The organism is Velazquezella soli (genome assembly GCF_977018685.1).
The window spans coordinates 871,068-893,134 of record NZ_CDRNXF010000005.1; the positions used below are offsets into that span (position 1 = coordinate 871,068).

The window sequence follows — 22,067 nt, forward strand, 5'->3', positions numbered from 1 at the left end:
TTTATGTTCGCTGCCTGCGACCGACCAAGAGGTGAGGTCGCGGTAAAAGAAGAATTAAATGGAGTACAGGGATGAATAAGACTTTCGCCGCGGCTGTTGCCGCCCTGCCGATCGTTCTCACCGCAACGACCGCCTTTTCTGCTGACGTGATTTCGCGCAGGGATGCACCATACCAGGAAGCTGACCAGCGCGGCGGCGTCCGTATCGGCTATCTCGATTGCCAGGTCGGCGGTGGCGTCGGTTACGTCATCGGTTCCGCCAAGGAAGCCGAATGCACCTTCTCGTCCACGATGGGCAGCGAGCCGATCGATCAGTACACCGGCGTCATTCGCAAGATGGGTGTCGATCTCGGCTTCACCACGCGCAGCCGCTTGATCTGGGCAGTCTTCGCACCGACCGCTGGCTATCACCACGGTTCGCTCGGCGGCCTCTACCAGGGCGCAACGGCTGAAGCGACTGTCGGTGCCGGCATCGGCGCCAACATTCTCGTCGGCGGCACATCCGGTTCGATCCATCTCCAGACCGTCAGCATCACCGGTCAGCTCGGCCTGAACGTTGCTGCGACAGGTACTTCGGTTACGCTGACCCCAGCCAACTGATCTATCGGCCAGACGTCAAGTCATTTGGAAGGCCGCCGGGTAACTCCGGCGGCCTTTCCATGTCTGGTAGCAACCTCTTGAACCGGTCCGCGCAAAATCATATTTTGACCCTGTCGCTTGGAAACAGCGTGCAGTTTGCGATCAATCAATTCGGCTAGGCGGCCGCGCCCCTACCGCGACAAGATAAGGATCGGCATCATGGATATAGAGAAAATCTTGGCGTCCGTCGTCGCGGTACGCGCCTCCATTCCCGATAACGCGTTCACGGCCGATGCTCTCGGCGTCCGGCGCGAAGGCAGCGGTGTGGTCATCCGGGAAAACGGTCTTATCCTGACGATCGGCTATCTGATTACCGAGGCCGATGACGTGTGGATCACGAGCCGTGATGGCCGCAAGGTCCCGGGCCATGCACTCGCCTACGATCAGGAAAGCGGCTTCGGTCTCGTCCAGGCCTTGGCGCCCTTGGAACTGCCGGCGCTCGAGATCGGCGATTCCGACAATGCTGCTGTCGGAGATCCGATCGTTTTTGCGGACGGGGAGGGCCAGTATGTGCGCGGCAATATCGTCGCCAAGCAGGAGTTCGCCGGATACTGGGAGTACCTGCTCGACGAGGCGATATTCATCACGCCAGCGCATCCCTCCTGGGGAGGCGCCGCGATGGTCGATGCCGAAGGCCGGTTGATCGGTGTCGGCTCCCTACGACTGCAGATGAGCAAGGGCGGAGAGATCGCCGATATCAATATGGTGGTCCCGATCAACCTACTGGCTCCAATCTTGGATGACCTGCTCAACAGCGGCGAATTCAAGCGCCAGCCGCGCCCTTGGCTCGGCGCGTTCTCGGCAGAAACGAATGGCGACGTCGTTGTCATGAGCGTCACCGAAAATGGCCCGGCCGCAAAGGCAGGGCTCAAGCGTGGCGACGTCATCTCGGAAATCCGCGACGGTGAGGTCGACGGGTTGGCTGACTTCTACCGCAAGGTTTGGGAAAGCGGTCCGCCCGGTGCCGAAATTCCCATGCGTGTTCTCCGTGACGGCCGCGAAGCCTGGCTTCGCGTGAAATCGGCGGACCGCAACGACTACCTTCTGAAACCGCAACTGCAGTGAACGACAGCCGGATTACCGGATCAGGATCGCCCTGAAATCGTTGACATTCGTGCCCGTCGGGCCGGTGACGAACAGGTCACCGGTCGCTTCGAAGCCGGTATAGCTGTCGTTGCGTGACAGAAGCGCGCGTCCATCCTGTCCGGCCGCGATCAGTCGCCTTCTCGTGCTGCCGTCGCAAAAGGCGCCGGCGTTGTTTTCGGAGCCGTCGATCCCATCCGTATCGGCTGCGAGCGCAGTGATCTCGAGGCCGTCGATAGCTAGCGCAAGGGCCAGTGCGAATTCGCCGTTGCGTCCGCCACGTCCGCCGTCGGAGCGCAGCGTCACAGTCGTTTCGCCACCTGAGAGAAGCACGGCAGGCTTGGCGAACGGCCGGTCGTGCTTTGCAATTTCCCGCGCAATCGCTGCATGAACGAGCGCCACATCGCGCGCTTCACCTTCGATGGAATCCGACAGGATATGCGGCGTCAGGCCATGTGCCAGCGCTATCTCGGCGGCGGCCTGCAGCGAAACGCCGGCCGAGGCGATGACGTGATGCTCGTTCCGGGCGAAAACCGGGTCTGAAGGATCGGGAGCATCGGCTGCGGGCGACGTCAGATGCGCCATCATGGCCCGCGTGAGATTGAGTCCGTAGTTTTCGACGATGGCCAGCGCATCGTGCCGCGTGCTCTCGTCGGGGATTGTCGGGCCGGACGCGACAAAGGCTGGATTGTCGCCGGGAATGTCGGAGACGATCAGGCTGACGACCCTGGCCCGGGTTGCTGCTGCAAGCCGGCCACCTTTGATGGTCGAAAGATGCTTGCGGACAACGTTCATCGCTGAAATCGGCGCGCCCGATGCCAGCAGGGTCTCGTTGAGCGCGATCTCGTCATCGAGCGTCAGTCCCTCCGGTGGCGCCGGCAGAAGGGCAGAGCCGCCGCCGCAGACCAGTGCAATCACCAGATCCCGTTCCGTCAGGCTGGAGACCGCCTCCATGATCCTGACGGCAGCGGCGAGACCGGCCGCATCGGGCACCGGGTGAGACGCTTCCAGAACCTCGATAAACCGTGTTTCGCAACCGTAGCCGTAACGGGTGACGACGACGCCCGAGAGTTCGCCGGGCCATATCGTTTCGAGCGCAGCGGCCATCTGGGCCGCGCCCTTGCCGGCACCGACAACGACGGTACGGCCGTCTTGCGGCTTCGCTGGCAGGTGCCGGCTGATGCCGGTCAGAGGATCGGCGGCCTTTACCGCCGCACGAAACATCGCCTCCAACAACGCCCGATCCTGCATTCTCCGCTCCCTCATGCCTCTTTAGCCCGTTCGATCACGATGACCTGCGGTCGTCAATCGCGTTTGCCCGCCGCCCCTGCAATGTCGCGCGCCGCCTGGCGGATCGTCTGCATCAGAATATCGAGCGGCGCAGGGACGCCGGCCTCGGCCTTGAGGGTCAGCCCCACCGGACCCTTCGTCTCCGCCGTGTCGATGGGCAGCGTTGCCAGCAGGCCGTGGGCGATATCGGCCGCCACAACGCCGTGGGAGATGATCCAGATAGCGTCGCTGGTCTGGACGAAGGCGCGACCGAACGTATCGGAAACCGTCTCGATCTGGACCGGGAGATCGGTAATGCCTTGGGTGATCAGAAACTGCTCGACGACCGGCCGAATGATCGATCCGCGCGTCGGCATCAGGATCGGGAAATTGCCAAGCGTTTCAAACAGCGACTGTTTTGCATCGAGCAGTCGATGCCCGGTGCGGACCGCAAACACGACCTGTTCCGAATAGAGATGCTCGAAGCTCAACCCCGCCATTTTCTCGGGCGCCGCAAGCCGTCCCACCACCAGATCGAGGTCGCCGAGGCGTAGCTGTTCCATCAGGACGGCATTCTCGCCCGTCACGATCTTGACCTGGCCGCCTGCATTCTCGGCAAGGAAAAGCGTCATTGCCCGCGGCATGATGTTGCTGGCGACCGTCGGGAGTGCGCCGATCCGCAGCGGCATCGTGTCACCAAAGCGGGTGGTGGAGACGGCATCCATGCCCCTCTTCAAGGAGGCGAGCGTGGTCCCGGCGTGGCGCAGAAACACTTCCCCTGACCGCGTCAAGCGCAGACCGCGGCCTTCGCGCTCGAACACCGTCACACCAAGCGCCTCCTCCATTTCGCGAATGGTCTTCGTCACCGCCGGCTGGCTGACATTCAGCACCTTGGAGGCCTGCACTACACTCTTCTGCCGGGCGACCTCGACAAAGGTCTGCAGGTGGCGGAACTTGATCTTCAGATTGTCCAAATTCATAACCCATGGGTTAAGCAATGGCCAAAAATTATCATTTTACTTAACCGCATGCCAGTGCGAACACTGTGCCCAGGAGGATTTGGTTCATGCAGTTTGTCGATCTCGACGGCGTCGCGGTTCACTACGATATCGACTGGGCGGGAGATAACCGGCCGGTCGTGGTGCTCGTGAATTCGCTCGGTACGGATAGCCGTATCTGGCATCACGTTGTCCCCAAGCTGGCAGGCGACTACACCGTGTTGACCTACGACAAGCGTGGTCACGGGTTGTCGGATCTTGGAAACCCTCCCTATTCCATCGAGGACCTCTCCGGAGAGCTTGCAGCGCTGCTCGATCATCTCGGCCTGTCCGATGTCATCGTCTGCGGCCTTTCCGTGGGTGGATTGATTGCCCAGAGCCTCTACGCGTCGCGGCCGGATCTCGTTCGCGCGCTGATCCTTTCCAACACCGCGCACAAGATCGGGACGCCGCAGATGTGGGCTGACCGTATCGGCGCCGTCGAGCAAAACGGCATCGCCAGCATTCTCGAACCTGTCATGCAGCGGTGGTTTACAGCGTCGTTCCGCGAGCCCGGAAATGCCGCCTACAAGGCCTATTGCAACATGCTGGTGCGCCAACCCGCACTCGGCTACAGCGGCACATGTGCTGCGATCAGCAAGGCGGATTTCACGGAGCAGGCAGCCCGGATCTCGGTGCCGACGCTGTGCATCGCAGGCGATCAAGATGGATCGACCCCGCCCGAACTGGTGCGGTCGCTTGCGGATCTCATTCCCGGTGCACGCTATGAAGTCATCGAAGGCACGGCGCATATACCCTGTATCGAAGCGCCTGGCGCCTACGCGGCCCTGATCCGCGGCTTTCTCGAAGAACTGGAGTCCTGAACGATATGGCAGAAGCTTCAATCCCGTCGGAACGCTACAAGCAGGGACTGGCGACGCGCCGCTCGGTTCTCGGCGACGCGCATGTGGACCGCGCCCTTGCCAACGGGACGCCGTTTGACCAGCCGTTCCAGCAGTTGATCACCGAAGGCGCCTGGGGCTCGGTCTGGTCGCGGGAGCAATGGTCGAAGCGGGAACGGTCGATGGTGACGATCGCGCTTCTGGCCGCACTCGGCCATGATGAAGAGGTGGCGATGCATATCCGCGCCACGGCCAATACCGGAGCGACGCGCGAGGATATCTGCGAGGCGCTGATGCATGTGGCGATCTACGCCGGCGTGCCCGCCGCCAACCACGCTTTCAAGATCGCCAAGGCCACCTATGCCGAAATCGATGCGGCAAAGCCTGCTGCGGAGGAGCAGAAATGAGCAACGCACCACCAGAAACGACACCCTTCTTTGCCCGAGACCGGGAGAGGCACCCTCCGGCATACACGCCCGGCTACAAGACCTCGGTCTTGCGCTCGCCGCAGCGGGCGCTGATCTCGCTCGAAGGCACGCGCAGCGAAATCACCGGGCCGGTGTTCGGTCACAACATTCTCGGCGAATTCGACAACGACCTGATCGTCAACTACGCCAAGCCCGGTGAATCCGCGATCGGCGAGCGCATCATGGTCTATGGCCGTGTGCTCGATGAACGGGGCAGGGGCGTTGCGGGGGCTCTCGTCGAATTCTGGCAGGCCAATGCCGGTGGACGCTATCGCCACAAGAAGGAAAGCTATCTTGCACCGCTCGATCCCAATTTCGGCGGTTTCGGCCGGGCGATTGCGGATGTAGAGGGCTATTACTGTTTCCGCACGATAAAGCCCGGTCCCTATCCCTGGCCGAACGGCGTCAACGACTGGCGTCCGGCGCATATCCATTTCTCGGTATTCGGGAACGGTTTTGCCCAGCGCCTGATCACGCAGATGTATTTCGAGGGTGATCCGATGATCTGGCTCTGCCCGATCGTCAAGACGATCCCGGACAGGCACGCGATCGAAAGCCTGATCGCACCGCTCGACATGAATGCCTCGATCCCGCACGATCTGCGGGCCTACAAGTTTGATATCATCCTGCGCGGGCGCCGCTCGACCCTTTTCGAAAATCGTCTGGAAGGCAATTGATCATGGCGCAGCCGCTGAACTACCTCAAGGAAACGCCATCCCAGACGGCCGGACCCTACGTGCATATCGGTTGCACGCCGAATTTCGCAGGGCTTGAAGGCATCTACGACCAGGATCTCGGGTCCGGGCCAATGGCCAGCGACAAGACCAAGGGCGAACGAATCACCATCAGGGGGTTCGTCTATGACGGTGCCGGTGCGCCTCTGAAGGACGCCCTGATCGAGATCTGGCAGGCCGATGCCGACGGGATCTACAACAGCCCGTCAGAAACGCGCGGCACGGCCGATCCCAGTTTTCTTGGCTGGGGCCGCTGTCCCGGCGATATGGCAACTGGCGAGTTCGCCTTCGAAACGATCAAGCCCGGGCGGGTGCCGTTCCGGGACGGCCGGCCGATGGCGCCGCATGTCACGTTCTGGATCGTGGCGCGCGGCATCAACCTCGGCCTGCAGACACGGATGTATTTCTCCGACGAGGAAGCCGCCAATGCGGAAGATCCGGTCCTTGCCCGCATAGAGCATCGCGTGCGGGTGCCGACCCTGATCGGGCAGCGGGACGGTGATACGGTTCGCTTCGACATCCATCTCCAGGGTGACAAGGAAACGATATTCTTCGATATCTGACGGCCAATTTCGAGAAAGACCAGCAAGGTGACAATTCCGGCATGACCGTTTCCGTATTCGAACATCCCTTCCTGTCCGGTCTGCTCGGCGATGAGGAGGTCGCAAGTCTTCTGTCTCCAGAGGCCGAGGTCGCGGCGATGCTTGCGTTCGAAGCGGCTCTCGCCACCGCGCAGGCAAAAAGCGGTCTGATACCGGATGCATCCGCGCAGGCGATCGCTGCGGCATGCGCGTCGTTTTCGCCCGACATCGCCAAGTTGAAGCAGGCGACAGCCAGGGACGGTGTCGTCGTGCCGGAATTGGTCCGACAGCTGCGCGGTACGATCGGGGATGAGGCAGCCCCGCATGTCCATTTCGGCGCAACCAGCCAGGATGTGATCGACACCGCCCTGATGCTCCGCCTGAAATCGGTCGCCACGCTTCTGTTGGGGCGACTGCAGGATCTGGCCGAGCGGTTCGGTGAAGTTGACCGGGCGCACGGTTCCCGCGCGATGATGGGGCATACGCGCATGCAGGCGGCTTTGCCGATCAAGGTATCGGACCGCGTGGATGCCTGGCGCCATCCGCTGATCCGGCAGAAACATCTGCTTGCCGCCTTTGCCGAGGATGGCTTTGCGCTGCAGTTTGGCGGTGCCGTCGGCACGCTGGAAAAACTGGGTGATCACGCGGCGGAAGTGCGCGCCATGGTGGCCGCCGAGCTCGGCCTTGCCGATGCTCCGCAATGGCAGAGCCAGCGGAGCAGGCTTGCCGAGTTCGCCGGCATCCTTGCGACAATTTCTGGAAGCCTCGGCAAATTCGGACAGGATATCGCCCTTCTCGCGCAGATGGGGGACGAGATAACGCTGTCTGGCGGGGGGGCCTCGTCCGCTATGGCGCACAAGCAGAACCCGGTGGCGGCCGAAGCGCTTGTCGCTCTTTCGCGCTACACCGCGGTCCAGCTTTCCGGCATGCAACTGGCCATGGTCCACGAGCAGGAGCGCTCGGGCGCTGCCTGGACGCTGGAATGGCTGGTCCTGCCGCATATCGTGATGGCGGCGGGTGCGGGCCTGCGGCTGGCCGGCGAGCTCGCTTTCAACATCACCGCGCTCGGCCGCGATGCCCCGCGCGATATTTGACGAATAGCAATCGGCTGACACGCCGATTTCGGTTTTACATTGCAGCACCGCATGCAATCTTCTCGCAACGTTACATCGGGAGGCGATGCGACACATGGCACGGGAGAGCCTAATGAAGACGCTGATTTCAACTGTTTTCGCACTGACGCTGATGTCGGGAGCCAGCTATGCCGAGACCATCAAGGTCGGCGTCGTCGGTCCCTTCTCGGGCCCATTCGCGCTGCAGGGAAAAAACTTCAAAGCCGGTATCGATGCCTTCTTTGCCCTGAACGGCAAGAAGGTTGGCGATAACGAGATCGAGGTGGTCTATCGCGACGTGCCGACCGCCGATCCCGCCAAGTCCAAAGCGATGTCGCAGGAGCTGATCGTTCGCGAGAAGGTCCAGTATCTCGCCGGATATTATTTCACGCCAGACGCGATGGCGGCGGCCCCCATGCTGCAGCAGGGCAATGTGCCGATGGTTGTCATGAACGCCGCCACGTCCGCAATCGTGAACGCGAGCCCTTATGTGGTGCGCACCTCGTTTACCACCTGGCAGACGGCCACGCCGCTCGCCAAGGTCGCCAAGGATGGCGGCGTCACCAAGACGATCACGCTGGTCAGCGATTACGGCCCAGGCGCCGATGCCGAGACGGCTTTCAAAACAGCGTTCGAGAAAGAGGGCGGGCAGGTTGTCGAATCCATCCGGATGCCGCTTTCGACAACGGATTTCGCACCCCTGATGCAGCGGATCAAGGATTCCGGCGCGCAGGCGCTGTTCACCTTCCTGCCATCCGGCCCGCCGACGCTTGCCTTCGTGAAGGCCTATAACGACACCGGCCTCAAGGCAGCAGGCATCAAGTTCTTCGCAACGGGCGATCTGACGCAGGAATCCGATCTGCCGGCTCTGGGCGAAGCCGGCCTTGGCCTCACCACCAGTTTCCACTACGCGGTCTCGCATGACTCGGCCGAAAACAAGGCTTTCGTCGAAGCAGCGCAAAAGGCGATCGGCAACCCTGCCGAACTTTCCTTCCCGGCCGTCGGCGCATTCGATGGCATGCATGTCATCGCAAAAATGATCGAGGCGACCGGCGGCAAGCAGGATGCGGCCAAGGCCGTCGAGGCCGTCAAAGGCCTGTCATGGACCAGTCCGCGTGGACCCGTGACGATCGATCCTACCAGCCGGCACATCACCCAGAACATCTATCTGCGCAGCGTCGAGAAAGGCGCAGACGGCAAATACTTCAACAAGGAAATCCAGACCTTCGAGAAACAGGGCGATCCGGGTCTGGCCTTCGCCAAGAAGTAGGCGTTCCGGCTGAGTGCTGCTCCGGCCTGTCAATGGGTTTGTAGGACCAACCCAATTGTCAAAACGGCCCTGCTGAGCCCGTGTTCAGCAGGGTTGGAAAGCCTTCGAGTCATGATCCCCGGCTCGCCGACAGGTTCGCAGCATCCGTTAGTTTGCAAAGCGCCATTACCCTTCTTACCCATGTCGAGCGCATCGTACGCGTCCTCAGTCGGGCTACGCGTCGGAGAACCCAAACGGAGCCTCCGTCCTTCGATAGTTGTCTGGAAGTACCTGCCGTCCAATCGGCGGTTCGGCACGAGAAGTGCATTCTGTGCGCTGACAGAGCTGGCACGCAATGCCGATAGGCGTCGGCTTATGTGTCTGAGGGTGCTCTGAGGCGTAGACAAGCCGGTCTGCATATCGAGCCTCACAGACGATCGCGATCGCGCGGTCGACGCTCGGAAGGCCGTGGCTGCCACCGCCCGAGTGCACGGTTCGAGCTATCGAGAAGAACCTTTGGCCATCAGGCAGCTCCATCCATTGTGTCACGACCCGCCTTGGAGAGGTAAACACCTGATGGACCGTCCACAACGGACAGCCGCCGCCGTGTCGTGCAAAGGGAAAGGCGCCGCTGTTCAGTCTCTTGGAGACGTTTCCGGCAACGTCGACCTTTATGAAGAAGAAGGGAACTCTCTCGTGTCCGGGCTTCTGGAGCGTCGTGAGCCGGTGTGCAGTCTGCTCGAAGCTCGTCCCGAAGAAACGGGCTAATGAGTCTATATCGTATCGGCGAGCCTCCACAGCTTTGGCAAAGCCAGCATACGGCATGAGGATTGCCCCCGCGCAATAGGCAGCGATGGCTCGATGAGCAAGCCGCTCCGAATTCTGCGATTCGAAATTCCCTTCGGCAACGGTGCTTGCAATCTCGTTCTCAAACTCAAGGTAGGCGAGCTGCTGCGCCATCTGGAAATTCTGGCTTGAATGATCCAGAGCTTCGTTGAGCAGCAGTTCTTTGCGATGCCAGTCAAGTCGCCGGAGGGATCCTGACATCACCTCTGTGGGAAGCCTTCGGACTTTAAACCCGTGCTCGTTCTGGAGGAAGGCTGGCAAACCGCCGCCTTGGCTTACCCGGCCCGCCAGCTTTTCCGACAGCGTGTCCAAAATCGGGAAGAAGTTCTTTCGGGCGGCTAGAAAGCTTCTGACGGCGGCGATGGAATCCCCTTCAAACGGGCGTCCGTCGTTTGTCGTGTGTTGGCGCCGGTCGGCTAAAGCGAACTGCTCCTCTTTGTATGCCGTGTAAAGTCGCAGCAGCGCTTCAGCAAACCCGGGAAAGCTGTGTGCGATATCCGCGATATCGACCGCATTCAAATCGATGTCAGTGAAGATCGCGTCTCGTGCTGCAAGCCGTAACTGCGCGACAAGATCCTGGCCTGCGTCAGCGGTAAATTCGCTAAAATCGATCTTATATGCCTTGGCGAGGCGCAGCAGTATTTCAGCTGTCACCGGGCGCTGATTGCGTTCCATCAGCGCGACATAGGATGGCGAGATGTCGAGGTCGCTCGCCATCTCTACCTGCTTCAGGCCCAAGTCTCGGCGAAGTCTTCGCAAGCGCGGCCCAAGGTAAACACGATTATCCATACAAGCATTACAGCATTACGAAGAACTTCTGTAAAGTTTGACAGCTTGACTTCAGCGTGGCTCGCCATGGCCTTACCGGCTGTTATCCTCCCATGGACAGAAACATTGGAGGGTCTCATGTCGTATCAAAAGCTACTTGAAGAAGCCGAGCACCTGATAGGTGCGAATGAATGCTGGACTGGAATGACACCCGAGGCCGTTGCGAGGATGAGGCTTCAGAACCGGTTCAAGACCGGCCTCGACATCGCCAAATACACCGCCAAGGTCATGCGGCGAGACATGGACGCGTATGATAACGACCCGTCCAAGTACACGCAGTCGCTCGGGTGCTGGCATGGGTTCATCGGTCAGCAGAAGATCATATCGATCAAAAAGCATTTTAAAAGCACGGAGCGGCGCTACCTTTACCTCTCCGGCTGGATGGTCGCCGCGTTACGCTCGGAGTTCGGGCCGCTGCCAGACCAGTCGATGCACGAGAAGACGACCGTACCGGCATTGATCAACGAGTTGTACACGTTCCTGCGGCAAGCCGATGCTCGTGAACTTGGTGACCTATTCCGGCAAATCGACAAAGCCCGGGAGGCAGGCGATGCTGTCAAGGAACGGCAGCTCACCTCCGCGATCGATGATTTCCAAACGCACGTCGTCCCGGTCATAGCCGATATTGATGCCGGGTTCGGCAATGCCGAAGCGACCTACCTGCTCGCCAAGAAAATGATCGAGGCAGGGGCCTGCGCTCTTCAGATCGAAAACCAGGTCTCCGACGAGAAGCAGTGTGGCCATCAGGATGGTAAAGTTACCGTCCCTCATGAAGACTTTGTCGCGAAGATCCGTGCGTTGCGCTACGCCTTTCTCGAGATGGGAGTGGACGACGGCGTCATCGTGGCTCGCACGGATTCTTTGGGCGCCGGGCTGACCAAACAGATCGCCTTTTCGGTCTCCGAAGGCGATATCGGCGACCAGTACAATTCGTTTCTGGATTGCGAGGAGGTCGGCGCGGGCCAGCGATTGAACGGTGACGTCCTGCTGACCCGTGGCGACAAGGTTCTGCGTCCGAAGCGCCTCCGCTCGAACCTCTACCAGTTCCGACCCGGCACGGGTGCCGATCGTTGCGTGCTCGATTGCATCAATGCGCTTCAGAACGGCGCGGACCTTCTCTGGATCGAGACCGAGAAACCGCACATCGAGCAGATCGCCGGGATGGTCGACCGCATTCGCGATGTCGTTCCGAACGCGAAGCTCGTCTATAACAACTCGCCTTCCTTCAACTGGACGCTGAACTTCCGGCAACAGGTCTTTGACGTGTGGGTCGAGCAGGGCAGGGCCGTTTCGGCGTATGACCGTGCGAAGCTCATGAGCGTCGACTACGACGGTACGGAACTCGGCAAAGAAGCTGATGAGCGCATCCGGACATTTCAGCGTGACGCAGCAAAGCGAGCAGGCATCTTCCATCATCTGATCACCCTGCCGACCTACCACACGGCCGCTCTTTCGACCGACAATCTTGCGAAGGAGTACTTCGGCGATCAGGGAATGCTTGGCTACGTCGCCGGCGTTCAGCGGCAGGAAATTCGCCAGGGGATCGCAGCGGTGAAGCACCAGAATATGGCCGGTTCGGATCTGGGCGACGATCACAAGGAATATTTTGGTGGCGATGCGGCGCTGAAGGCGGCTGGAGAGCACAATACGATGAACCAGTTTGCAGCTTGAGCTGCAGGATCATACGCCTCGAAGGAGCGATGCTCCTTCGAGGTACACTTTCAACGGAGGAGCTGAAATGTCGACAAATACTGAGACCAAGACGTCACAACCCGAACGATCGAGAGCCGTCTTCTCAAACCAGGACTTCGAACTCATCCGGGTCGCGATCAGTCACTATTTGCAGGAAATCAAGGAGCAGCCGGAGGCGGTAAAATACTCGAACCTGTACCACCGGCTCGGTCGCGTTGTTTGAACCCGCAAAGCAGCACCGGTGATTAAGACCATCGGTGCGGCACTCGATGCTGGTGCTTGGGGCCGATTGCTGTGGAGCGTTCTGGATTGGCTTACCCAGCGAGATATTTCGCGGAATATATCCCTTGGCAAAAATTCCGCGTGCGATATATCGAGATGGATATCTTGCTTATGCCTGGGAGCGCGATTGGATGAATGGTAAGACTCGACGTTCCTATGTTTTTCAAGGGTTGATGACCGTCCTCGCAGCCTCCTTGTCTCTCGCCTTGCTGGCTGCTCCGGCCGCGGCGGATGGGAAGGTGACGGTGTTTGCTGCAGCCAGCATGAAGAATGCGCTCGACGCTGCCAACAAGGCCTATGGCAAGCCGGTGACAGCCTCCTATGCGGCAAGCTCGGCGCTCGCCAAGCAGATCGAAAGCGGTGCGCCGGCAGACGTGTTCATCTCCGCGGATCTCGACTGGATGAACTATCTGTCCGACAAGGCTCTGGTGAAGGAAGACACAAAGTCCAACTGGCTCGGAAATCAAATCGTGCTGGTCGCGCCCAAAGAGAATGCCGCACCGGTCGATATCATCAGGGGTCTCGACCTTGCCCGGCTTCTGAACGGCGGCAAGCTTGCCATGGGTGAGCCGAATTCGGTTCCTGCGGGCAAATACGCAAAGTCGGCGCTGGAAAAGCTCGGCATCTGGTCGTCGGTCGAAAAAAGCGTCGCCGGTGCCGAAAGTGTGAGGGCAGCGCTCGCGCTGGTGTCGCGCGGCGAAGCGCCTTACGGCATCGTCTATGCAACCGATGCCGCTGCCGATCCGGGTGTCGCGGTGGTCGGAACCTTCCCCGCGGACAGCCATGCGCCGATTATCTACCTGATTGCGATTCTCTCGGATTCAAAATCGCCGGATGCCGCGGGATATCTTGATTACCTGAAGTCCGCCAAAGCCGCGCCTTTCTTCGAGAAGGAAGGCTTTACGGTTCTGAAGTAAGCCAGTTTGACTTGGCCCCCTTGGGCTGATGTCTGAAGGGAAGCAGCGTTGGACTGGTTGGTACTCAGCGAGGAGGAATGGACGGCGGTGCGCCTGAGCCTTCGGGTCTCGAGCGTGGCCGTCCTTGTCAGCCTGCCCCTCGGCATTCTCGTCGCCTATGTCTTGGCGCGCGGAAAATTCTGGGGCAAATCGATCCTCAACGGCATCGTGCTTCTGCCGCTGATCCTGCCGCCTGTTGTGACCGGGTTCCTGTTGCTCATCGTCTTCGGCAGACGTGGCGTGGTGGGCTCGTTCCTCGCGGACTATCTCGGCATCGTCCTCTCCTTTCGCTGGACGGGTGCCGCCCTTGCCTGCGGGGTGATGGGATTTCCCCTGATGGTCCGCTCGATCCGGCTGTCGATCGAGACTGTCGATCGGAAGCTGGAGGAGGCGGCCGGAACGCTTGGCGCCAGTCCGCTCTGGGTCTTCCTGACCGTTACCCTGCCGCTCATTCTTCCCGGCATTATCGCCGGTATGATCCTCGCCTTCGCAAAGGCCATGGGTGAATTCGGTGCGACGATCACATTCGTATCCAATATCCCCAGCGAAACGCAGACGCTGTCGGCAGCGATCTACACGTTCACGCAGGTTCCCGGCGGTGATGTCGGCGCCATGCGTCTTACCATCGTGGCGATCGCGATCTCGTTTGCGGCGCTGCTCGCGTCCGAATTCATGGCCTATCTGGTCGGACGCAAGGTGGCGGTCGAATGACGATGATCGTGGACGTGCGGCAGTCGTTCAAGAGCTTCGTGCTCGACGCATCCTTCACCTCGACAGGCGGCGTGACGGCGCTGTTCGGCCGCTCGGGATCCGGAAAGACATCGCTGGTGCGCGCCATTGCCGGCCTCTCCAAACCGCAGCGCGGACGGATCGAGATCGACGGCGATGTCTTGCTGGATACCGAACGTGGCATCTTCGTGCCAATGCACAGGCGTCGCTTCGGATATGTCTTCCAGGAAGCACGGCTCTTCCCGCATCTAAGCGTCCGTCAGAACCTTCTTTACGGAAAATGGTTCGCGCCCAAGTCAGGGCAGGTCGAGAATATCTCGCATGTTGTCGAACTGCTCGGCATCGGTCCGCTCCTCGACCGCCGGCCGGGCAACCTTTCCGGTGGCGAAAAGCAGCGCGTGGCGATCGGCCGAGCGCTTTTGTCGTCACCCAGACTGCTCCTGATGGACGAACCACTCGCAGCGCTCGACGACGAGCGAAAGGCCGAAATCCTGCCCTATCTGGAGCGGATGCGCGATGAGACCGCGATGCCCATCGTCTATGTCAGCCATTCGGTCGCGGAAGTGGCGAGGCTCTCGGACCGCGTCGTGATGATGAGCGACGGTCGGGTGGAGATATCAGGCACACCGTCGGACGTGCTGTCCGGCAGCCAAGTACTGGCCACAGAGCGCCGCGAAGCCGGCGTGGTTCTTTCCGGAACCGTCGAAGCGATCGATTCGGCGCATGGCTTGGCGACTGTGCGGCTTTCGTCCGAAGTTCTCGTCGTTTCGAACGCGCAGGCGCAGGTTGGACAGAGCGTCAGGCTCCATGTGCCGGAGCGAGATGTGATGCTCGCCACCAGGAAGCCCGAAGGGCTGAGCGCCCTCAACATTCTGGAAGGGCAGATCGCCCAGATGAATGCCGAAGGGGAGGGCATGGTACGCGTCAAGATCCGGTGTGGCGAAGACGTGGTTCTTGCCCGGATCACCGGCCTGTCGGTGCAGCGCCTTGCACTTCAAACCGGACTGCCCGTCTATGCGGTGATCAAGACCGTCGCCCTGGCACGGTAATTGGCCGGGTACGATGTGCCCGAAATAAAAAGGGCCAGCGCTGGCTGACCCTTTTCGTCTGTCTATAGGCTTTAACCCGTTCGATCAGGTCGTGACGCCCTGCGGGCTGTCGGCCGACCTGTCAGGTGCACGGCTGAGCATCAGGGCGACGATCGTGCAGATGGCACCCGAAATCAGGTATCCGCCGATGAAGATGATGCCGAACTGGCTCGCGAGACCGAGCGCGGTCAGTGGCGCAAAACCTGCGCCGACCAACCATGCGAGGTCGGACGTCAGGGCCGAACCGGTGTAACGGTAAGGCTGGCTGAAGCGCGACGAAACCGACCCGGAGGCCTGACCAAAGGAAAGGCCGAGGATGGCAAAGCCGATGATGATAAACGCATCCTGGCCGGTACCGCCCGCATTCAGCAGGAACGGCGCCGTAAAGCTGAAGATGGCGATGATCACCGCACCAATGATCAACTGGCGGCGACGACCGATCCTGTCTGCAAGAAGACCGGAGATCACGACCGTCACGAGTCCGAGCAAAGCACCGATGACCTGGACGAACAGGAATTTCCCGGCGCTCTGGCCACCGAAAAGTGTCACCCAGCTCAGCGGGAAGATCGTCACAAGGTGGAACATCGCGAAGCTTGCAAGCGGGGCAAAGGCGCCGAGAACGACGTCGCCCCCGTGAACGCGCAGCACTTCCAGAACCGGCTTTGCCTGCAATTCGTGGGCTTCGAGCGCATCGCCGAACTCTTTCGATGCAACAATGCGCAGACGAGCAAACAGGGCCACAACGTTGATGGCAAACGCGACGAAGAACGGATAGCGCCAGCCCCAGCTCAGGAAGTCGGCGTCGGAGAGATTGAAGACGAAATAGCCGAACAGGACGCTCGCGAGCGCAAACCCGAATGGCGCGCCGAGCTGCGGGATCATCGCGTAAAGGCCGCGGCGGTTCGGGGGTGCATTCAGTGCCAGCAGCGATGCAAGACCGTCCCAGGCTCCACCCAGCGCAAAGCCCTGGCCGAGACGGAACAGCGCCAGCAGAGCCGGCGACCAGTATCCGATCGTCTCATAGCCGGGCAGGAAGGCGATCGAGGCCGTCGAGCCACCGAGCACGAGAAGGGCAATCGTCAGCTTCGTGCCGCGTCCATAGGTACGGTCTACCCACATGAAGACAACCGAGCCAACAGGACGCGCGATGAACGCGAGCGAGAAGATCGCAAACGAGTAAAGCGTGGCGGTGACCGGGTCTCCGGCAAACGGAAAGACCACTCGAGGGAAAACCAGGACCGAGGCGAGGCCGTACACGAAGAAGTCGAAAAATTCCGACATTCTGCCGATGACGACCCCGATAGCAATATTGCTCGGTTCGACCGGCTTGTCGTCGTGGATCTGCCGGGCATCCCGTTCCATCTCTGTGGATGTAGGATTGGCAAGTTGGCTCATGAATGTGTTCTCCTGCACGTCTGTTTCCACATGAGAATGTCGGGCGTACCAGCTGTCAATCAAGACGTCGCGCAAAAAGCATATTTTGGGCGGATTTTGGTGTTTTCTGAGGCACCCATGGCAACAGATGGACATTGAGGCGGAGTTGATGTTTTTGCAACGACCATCATCAATCCACACACCCCGCTTGCATTGCAGCGCGAAAAAGTTATTGCACTGCGACGAAACACCTCATGGAGATCAGTTGCTTGCTCCGTTAGGCCGACTGGACACATCGAAAGTTTCGAGCAGACCAATGTTCCCAATGTTGAAACGTCTCATCCAAATCGCTTTGCTGCCGCTTTTGGCCACCCTTTCGGGCTGCAATCTCGTCGTGATGTCGCCATCAGGCGATATCGCCAGGCAGCAGGCAGATCTGATTATCGTCTCGACCGTTCTGATGCTGCTGATCATCGTGCCGGTCGTGTTTCTCACGCTCTACTTCGCCTGGCACTATCGTCATGCGAACACCACAGCAAAATACGATCCGGAATGGCATCACTCGACACGGCTCGAAGTGGTTATCTGGGCCGCGCCGCTGGCGATCATTGTGGCGCTCGGTGCGATCACCTGGATCAGCACCCACCGTCTCGACCCGTATCGTCCTCTCGACCGCCTCGATGCGGAACGTCCGGTTCCCGCCGAAACGCGGCCTCTGACGGTTCAGGTCGTGGCGCTCGACTGGAAGTGGCTGTTCTTCTATCCAGAATACGGCATCGCCACGGTCAACGAGATGGCCGCACCGGTCGATCGCCCGATCACGTTCGAGATCACCTCGAGCTCGGTGATGAACTCGTTCTACATTCCGGCGCTCGCCGGCCAGATCTACGCGATGCCGGGGATGCAGACCAAACTGCACGCCGTCATCAACAAGGAAGGCGAGTTCGAGGGACTTTCGGCAAACTACAGCGGTGCCGGGTTCTCGCACATGCGCTTCAAGTTCCACGGCTACACGGCCGAAGGCTTCGACGGCTGGATCGCAAAGGTCAAGCAGCAGGGTACCGCACTCAACCGCGATGCCTATCTGAAGCTTGAGAAGCCGTCCGAGCGTGAGCCGATCCGCTACTTTGCGGCGGCCGACAAGGATCTCTACAGCGCGATCCTCAACATGTGTGCCGAACCGGGCAAGATGTGCATGAACGAGATGATGCATATCGACATGATGGGTGGTGCCGGCACCGAGAGCCACGAGAACCGCGCGAAACTTCAGTATGACAATCGTCGTATCGGAGATGCGGAAGGTACAAACGCCGCGACTTTCCCCGCGACTGGCACCCCTGCCAAGAGCGATGAACAGCCGCACAATGAGCAAGGTCACGGCAACCACTCGATGCCGGACACGAACAATGGCGACGCCGATCCGGCGCCTGCGCAGATCAACAATTAACGGGTTGTCCCATGTTTTCCAATCCTGACATCCTGAAGTTTATCTTCGGAAGGTTGTCCTTCGAATCACTGCCGTTTCACGAACCGATCCTGATCGTGACGTTTGCGGCCGTGTGTCTGGGCGGCATCGGCGTGGTGGGTCTCATGACCTACTTCAAGCTCTGGGGGCCATTCTGGCGCGACTGGGTTTGCAGTGTCGATCACAAGAAAATCGGCATCATGTACATCGTGCTGGCCATCATCATGCTGTTTCGCGGCTTTGCCGACGCAATCATGATGCGCGTACAGCAGGCCATCGCCTTCAACGGCAACGAGGGCTACCTCAACTCTCACCACTACGACCAGATCTTCACCGCCCATGGCGTGATCATGATCTTCTTCGTGGCGATGCCCTTCGTTACCGGTTTCATGAACTATATCGTGCCGCTGCAGATCGGCGCGCGTGACGTCTCGTTCCCGTTCCTGAACAACTTCTCGTTCTGGATGACGACGGCCGGTGCGATCATCATCATGATCTCGCTGTTCATCGGCGAGTTCGCACGTACCGGCTGGCTGGCCTATCCGCCACTGTCGGGCGCTGACTACAGCCCGGGCGTCGGGGTCGATTATTACATCTGGGGTCTGCAGGTGGCGGGTGTCGGCACAACGTTGTCAGGTATCAACCTGATCGCGACGATCGTGAAGATGCGTGCTCCCGGCATGTCCTTCATGAAGATGCCGATCTTCACCTGGACGGCACTCTGCACCAACATCCTGATCGTTGCCTCGTTCCCGATCCTGACCGCAACCCTCGTGCTGCTGTCGCTTGACCGTTACGTCGGCACCAACTTCTTCACGAACGACCTCGGCGGTAATCCGATGATGTACGTGAACCTGATCTGGATCTGGGGTCACCCGGAAGTCTACATCCTAATCCTTCCGGTCTTCGGGATCTTCTCGGAAATCGTTGCGACCTTCTCCGGCAAGCGCCTGTTCGGCTATGCCTCGATGGTCTACGCGACTTGCGTGATCATGATCCTGTCCTACCTCGTGTGGCTGCACCACTTCTTCACGATGGGTTCGGGTGCTTCGGTCAACGCCTTCTTCGGCATCACCACGATGATCATCTCGATCCCGACGGGCGCGAAGATGTTCAACTGGCTGTTCACGATGTATCGCGGTCGTATTCGCTACGACGTCCCGATGCTCTGGACGGTCGGCTTCATGGTGACCTTCGCCATCGGTGGTATGACCGGCGTCATGCTGGCTGTTCCGCCTGCCGACTTCGTGCTCCACAACTCCCTGTTCCTGATCGCCCACTTCCACAACGTCATCATCGGCGGCGTGCTGTTCGGCCTTCTCGCAGGCGTCAACTACTGGTTCCCGAAGGCGTTCGGCTTCAAGCTGAACCAATTCTGGGGCAAGGTATCGTTCTGGTTCTGGTTCGTCGGCTTCTACTTCGCCTTCATGCCGCTCTACGTTCTTGGCCTGATGGGCGTTACCCGCCGCGTATCGCAGTTCGAAGATCCGTCGCTGCAGATCTGGTTCATCATCGCAGCCTGCGGTGCAGGTATGATTGCCATCGGTATCGCCTCGTTCATCATCCAGATCGGCGTCAGCGTCTGGAAGCGTGATGAACTGAGGGACGAAACGGGCGACCCATGGCACGGCCGTACTCTGGAATGGTCGACATCTTCGCCGCCACCGGACTACAACTTCGCCTTCACTCCGGTGGTCCACGATCACGACAGCTGGTACGACATGAAGAACCGCGGTTATGCGCGTCCTCTTCAGGGTTTCAAGCCGATCCACATGCCGAAGAACACCGGCACCGGCGCGATCCTCTCCGGCATCAGCGTGGCACTCGCCTTCGGCCTGATCTGGTACATGTGGTGGCTTGCTGCCCTGTCCTTCATCGCCATCATCGTTGTGTCGATCGTCCATACGTTCAACTACAACCGCGACTACTACATTCCGGCGGACGACGTTGTCGCGGAAGAGAACAAGCGGACCGAACTGCTCGCTAGGCAGGTGTGATAACCATGAGTGCTTCTAAAACAGAGACGGCGGAAAACCCGCAATTCTACCTGGAAGAAGATCATCATCCGGAGAACAGCACCAATCTTGGGTTCTGGCTCTACCTGATGAGCGACTGCCTGATCTTCGCGATCCTGTTCGCCACCTACGCTGTCGTCGGCCGCAATTATGCGGCCGGCCCATCGCCGGCGGATCTGTTCGACCTGCCGCTCGTCGCGCTCAACACCGCGATGCTGCTGTTCTCGTCGATCACCTACGGGTTCGCGATGCTTCAGATGGAGCGTGGCGCCAAGGCGGAGACGCTGTTCTGGCTGGGCGTGACCGGCGTGTTCGGTCTCGCCTTCCTCGGCATCGAACTCTACGAATTCAGCCATCTCCTGCACGAAGGTGCCGGTCCGCAGCGCTCTGCGTTCCTGTCGGCGTTCTTCACGCTGGTCGGAACCCACGGTCTGCACGTCACCTTCGGTATCATCTGGCTGGTCACGCTGATGGTGCAGGTTTCAAAGCATGGCCTGATCCCGGAAAACCGCCGTCGCCTGATGTGCCTGTCGATGTTCTGGCACTTCCTCGACGTCATCTGGATCGGCGTCTTCTCCGTCGTTTACCTCATGGGAGTCCTCGGATGACCGACAAAGCACCCGCGCACGAAGATGCGCACGCAGCGCATCACGCCCATAGCCACGGGCACGAGGCAAGCCACGGTTCGCTGAAAAGCTATACGACCGGCTTCATCCTGTCGGTGATCCTGACGGCGATACCGTTCTGGCTTGTGATGGGAGATGTCTTCGAGAACAAGGCTGTCACCGGCGCTCTGGTTATGATCTTCGGCGTCATCCAGATCGTCGTGCACATGATCTACTTCCTGCACATGAACACCAAGTCCGAAGGCGGCTGGACGGCGATGGCACTGATCTTCACGATCGTCATCGTGGTCATCGCTCTCTCCGGCTCGCTCTGGGTCATGCACCATCTCAATGCAAACATGATGGTCATGTCGCCGGAGATGATGAAGAACATGCCTTGAGGCGGTCATGAGACCGGTTGAGACAGACACCAATCAAAGTGGCGCGGGTCATTCCGCGCCACTTTCCCGTTCTCGCTCCCATATCATGCGGGCGTTTCTGGTCTTCGCGGCGCTGATTTTCGTGGCGCTCGGATCCTGGCAGGTGCAACGCCTGTTCTGGAAGCTCGATCTTATCGCAAGGGTCGACGCCCGTGTGCATGCAACGCCGGTGGCACCTCCGGCAGCCGGCCAGTCACCTGACGATATCGAATATCTCCACGTCGCCATCTCCGGGTCCTTCGATCACACGAAGGAAGCGCTGGTTCAGGCCGTGACGAAGCTCGGGCCCGGATACTGGGTCGTGACGCCTCTGAAGCTTGAAGACGGCAGGACGATCCTGATCAATCGCGGCTTCGCGCCCCCTGACCGCAGGGATCCCTCAACCCGGGTTGAAAGCCAAACCGTCGGCGAGGCCGCCGTCACAGGTCTTGTCCGCCTCTCCGAACCCGGCGGCGGCTTCCTGCGCGAGAACGATCCGGGCAACGAGCGTTGGTATTCGCGCGATGTCGCAGCGATCAGCGCGTCGCGCGGTCTTCAGGGCGTCATGCCCTTTTTTATCGATGCGGACGCAACGTCGAACCCGGGTGGCTATCCGGTCGGCGGCCTGACTGTCATCCAATTTCCCAACAGCCATCTGAGTTACGCACTGACCTGGTTTGCGCTCGCAATCATGTCTCTCGGTGCTGCGATCTTCTTCGGACGCTTGCAGCGCGCGGCCGGTTGATCCGCAACGAT

General features: G+C 60.0%; 22 protein-coding genes. 18 read left to right on the forward strand and 4 right to left on the reverse strand.

Translation table 11 applies throughout. The annotated features are described in order from the left end of the window. Positions 1-71: 71 nt before the first annotated feature. Together AC0JZ8_RS24390 and AC0JZ8_RS24395 are read left to right on the forward strand one after the other, a co-directional pair. Positions 72-599, forward strand: coding sequence for a DUF992 domain-containing protein (locus AC0JZ8_RS24390; protein ID WP_062454438.1), 528 nt, complete (start codon positions 72-74; stop codon positions 597-599). A gap of 198 nt (positions 600-797) precedes the next feature. After that, positions 798-1,703 (forward strand): S1C family serine protease, encoded by a 906-nt coding sequence (locus AC0JZ8_RS24395; protein WP_471893823.1) that lies wholly within the window; start codon positions 798-800, stop codon positions 1,701-1,703. A 12-nt stretch (positions 1,704-1,715) separates the two neighbouring features. On the opposite strand, the gene AC0JZ8_RS24400 is transcribed toward AC0JZ8_RS24395, so the two are convergent. Continuing rightward, on the reverse strand, positions 1,716-2,972 hold the full coding sequence (locus AC0JZ8_RS24400) for a glycerate kinase type-2 family protein (RefSeq protein ID WP_471893824.1): 1,257 nt from the start codon (positions 2,970-2,972) through the stop codon (positions 1,716-1,718). A 53-nt stretch (positions 2,973-3,025) separates the two neighbouring features. Beyond that, a complete protein-coding gene (pcaQ, locus tag AC0JZ8_RS24405) occupies positions 3,026-3,964 on the reverse strand; it encodes a pca operon transcription factor PcaQ (RefSeq protein WP_471893825.1) in 939 nt (312 codons plus the stop codon). A gap of 92 nt (positions 3,965-4,056) precedes the next feature. Here pcaQ and pcaD point away from each other — a divergent pair, with 92 nt between their 5' ends. The 6 genes from pcaD (at position 4,057) to AC0JZ8_RS24435 (ending at position 9,033) form a co-directional block, all read left to right on the forward strand. Next, positions 4,057-4,851: a 3-oxoadipate enol-lactonase gene (pcaD, locus tag AC0JZ8_RS24410; protein ID WP_471893826.1), complete on the forward strand. Its 795-nt coding sequence runs from the start codon at positions 4,057-4,059 to the stop codon at positions 4,849-4,851. Between the two features lie 5 nt (positions 4,852-4,856). Then, positions 4,857-5,276 carry a 4-carboxymuconolactone decarboxylase gene (gene pcaC / locus AC0JZ8_RS24415; protein WP_174197378.1) on the forward strand — a complete coding sequence of 140 codons (420 nt, stop codon included), beginning with the start codon at positions 4,857-4,859 and terminating at the stop codon, positions 5,274-5,276. Then, positions 5,273-6,013, forward strand: coding sequence for a protocatechuate 3,4-dioxygenase subunit beta (gene pcaH / locus AC0JZ8_RS24420; RefSeq protein ID WP_192087845.1), 741 nt, complete (start codon positions 5,273-5,275; stop codon positions 6,011-6,013). Before pcaC ends, pcaH begins: the two co-directional genes overlap by 4 nt. 2 nt (positions 6,014-6,015) lie before the next feature. Next, positions 6,016-6,633, forward strand: a complete 618-nt coding sequence (gene pcaG, locus AC0JZ8_RS24425) for a protocatechuate 3,4-dioxygenase subunit alpha (protein WP_192087844.1) — start codon at positions 6,016-6,018, stop codon at positions 6,631-6,633. Positions 6,634-6,674: 41 nt separating this feature from the next. Next, positions 6,675-7,745 (forward strand): 3-carboxy-cis,cis-muconate cycloisomerase, encoded by a 1,071-nt coding sequence (locus AC0JZ8_RS24430; protein WP_471893827.1) that lies wholly within the window; start codon positions 6,675-6,677, stop codon positions 7,743-7,745. A gap of 112 nt (positions 7,746-7,857) precedes the next feature. Continuing rightward, positions 7,858-9,033, forward strand: coding sequence for an ABC transporter substrate-binding protein (locus tag AC0JZ8_RS24435; protein WP_062454420.1), 1,176 nt, complete (start codon positions 7,858-7,860; stop codon positions 9,031-9,033). A 213-nt stretch (positions 9,034-9,246) separates the two neighbouring features. Here the strand turns inward: AC0JZ8_RS24435 and AC0JZ8_RS24440 are convergent, their stop codons facing one another. Continuing rightward, positions 9,247-10,647 (reverse strand): helix-turn-helix domain-containing protein, encoded by a 1,401-nt coding sequence (locus AC0JZ8_RS24440; protein ID WP_471893828.1) that lies wholly within the window; start codon positions 10,645-10,647, stop codon positions 9,247-9,249. A gap of 117 nt (positions 10,648-10,764) precedes the next feature. On the opposite strand from AC0JZ8_RS24440, the gene AC0JZ8_RS24445 reads away from it, so the two are divergent. The 5 genes from AC0JZ8_RS24445 (at position 10,765) to modC (ending at position 15,394) form a co-directional block, all read left to right on the forward strand. Next, positions 10,765-12,357, forward strand: coding sequence for an isocitrate lyase (locus tag AC0JZ8_RS24445; protein WP_471893829.1), 1,593 nt, complete (start codon positions 10,765-10,767; stop codon positions 12,355-12,357). Positions 12,358-12,424: 67 nt separating this feature from the next. Then, positions 12,425-12,601 (forward strand): hypothetical protein, encoded by a 177-nt coding sequence (locus AC0JZ8_RS24450; RefSeq protein ID WP_174197375.1) that lies wholly within the window; start codon positions 12,425-12,427, stop codon positions 12,599-12,601. A 232-nt stretch (positions 12,602-12,833) separates the two neighbouring features. Next, positions 12,834-13,577, forward strand: coding sequence for a molybdate ABC transporter substrate-binding protein (gene modA, locus AC0JZ8_RS24455; protein ID WP_471893878.1), 744 nt, complete (start codon positions 12,834-12,836; stop codon positions 13,575-13,577). A 48-nt stretch (positions 13,578-13,625) separates the two neighbouring features. After that, entirely contained in the window at positions 13,626-14,327 is a 702-nt protein-coding gene (modB, locus tag AC0JZ8_RS24460) for a molybdate ABC transporter permease subunit (RefSeq protein WP_092664528.1), read from the forward strand. After that, a complete protein-coding gene (modC, locus tag AC0JZ8_RS24465) occupies positions 14,324-15,394 on the forward strand; it encodes a molybdenum ABC transporter ATP-binding protein (RefSeq protein ID WP_471893830.1) in 1,071 nt (356 codons plus the stop codon). Before modB ends, modC begins: the two co-directional genes overlap by 4 nt. 84 nt (positions 15,395-15,478) lie before the next feature. Here modC and AC0JZ8_RS24470 read toward each other — a convergent pair whose 3' ends face one another. Next, on the reverse strand, positions 15,479-16,828 hold the full coding sequence (locus AC0JZ8_RS24470; RefSeq protein ID WP_184656015.1) for an MFS transporter: 1,350 nt from the start codon (positions 16,826-16,828) through the stop codon (positions 15,479-15,481). Between the two features lie 304 nt (positions 16,829-17,132). Here AC0JZ8_RS24470 and cyoA point away from each other — a divergent pair, with 304 nt between their 5' ends. Genes cyoA through AC0JZ8_RS24495 form a run of 5 tightly spaced genes read left to right on the forward strand, consistent with a single transcriptional unit; the run spans position 17,133 to position 22,056 of the window. Further along, positions 17,133-18,254: a ubiquinol oxidase subunit II gene (cyoA, locus tag AC0JZ8_RS24475; protein ID WP_244473942.1), complete on the forward strand. Its 1,122-nt coding sequence runs from the start codon at positions 17,133-17,135 to the stop codon at positions 18,252-18,254. 11 nt (positions 18,255-18,265) lie between these two features. Beyond that, positions 18,266-20,269: a cytochrome o ubiquinol oxidase subunit I gene (gene cyoB, locus AC0JZ8_RS24480; protein WP_062454404.1), complete on the forward strand. Its 2,004-nt coding sequence runs from the start codon at positions 18,266-18,268 to the stop codon at positions 20,267-20,269. 5 nt (positions 20,270-20,274) lie between these two features. Beyond that, the gene (cyoC, locus tag AC0JZ8_RS24485; RefSeq protein ID WP_062454402.1) at positions 20,275-20,895 is read left to right on the forward strand and encodes a cytochrome o ubiquinol oxidase subunit III; all 621 of its coding nucleotides are present in this window, start codon (positions 20,275-20,277) and stop codon (positions 20,893-20,895) included. Beyond that, the gene (gene cyoD / locus AC0JZ8_RS24490) at positions 20,892-21,293 is read left to right on the forward strand and encodes a cytochrome o ubiquinol oxidase subunit IV (protein ID WP_113166559.1); all 402 of its coding nucleotides are present in this window, start codon (positions 20,892-20,894) and stop codon (positions 21,291-21,293) included. Before cyoC ends, cyoD begins: the two co-directional genes overlap by 4 nt. A 7-nt stretch (positions 21,294-21,300) precedes the next feature. After that, positions 21,301-22,056: an SURF1 family protein gene (locus AC0JZ8_RS24495; protein ID WP_471893831.1), complete on the forward strand. Its 756-nt coding sequence runs from the start codon at positions 21,301-21,303 to the stop codon at positions 22,054-22,056. The last annotated feature ends 11 nt before the right edge of the window (positions 22,057-22,067 follow it).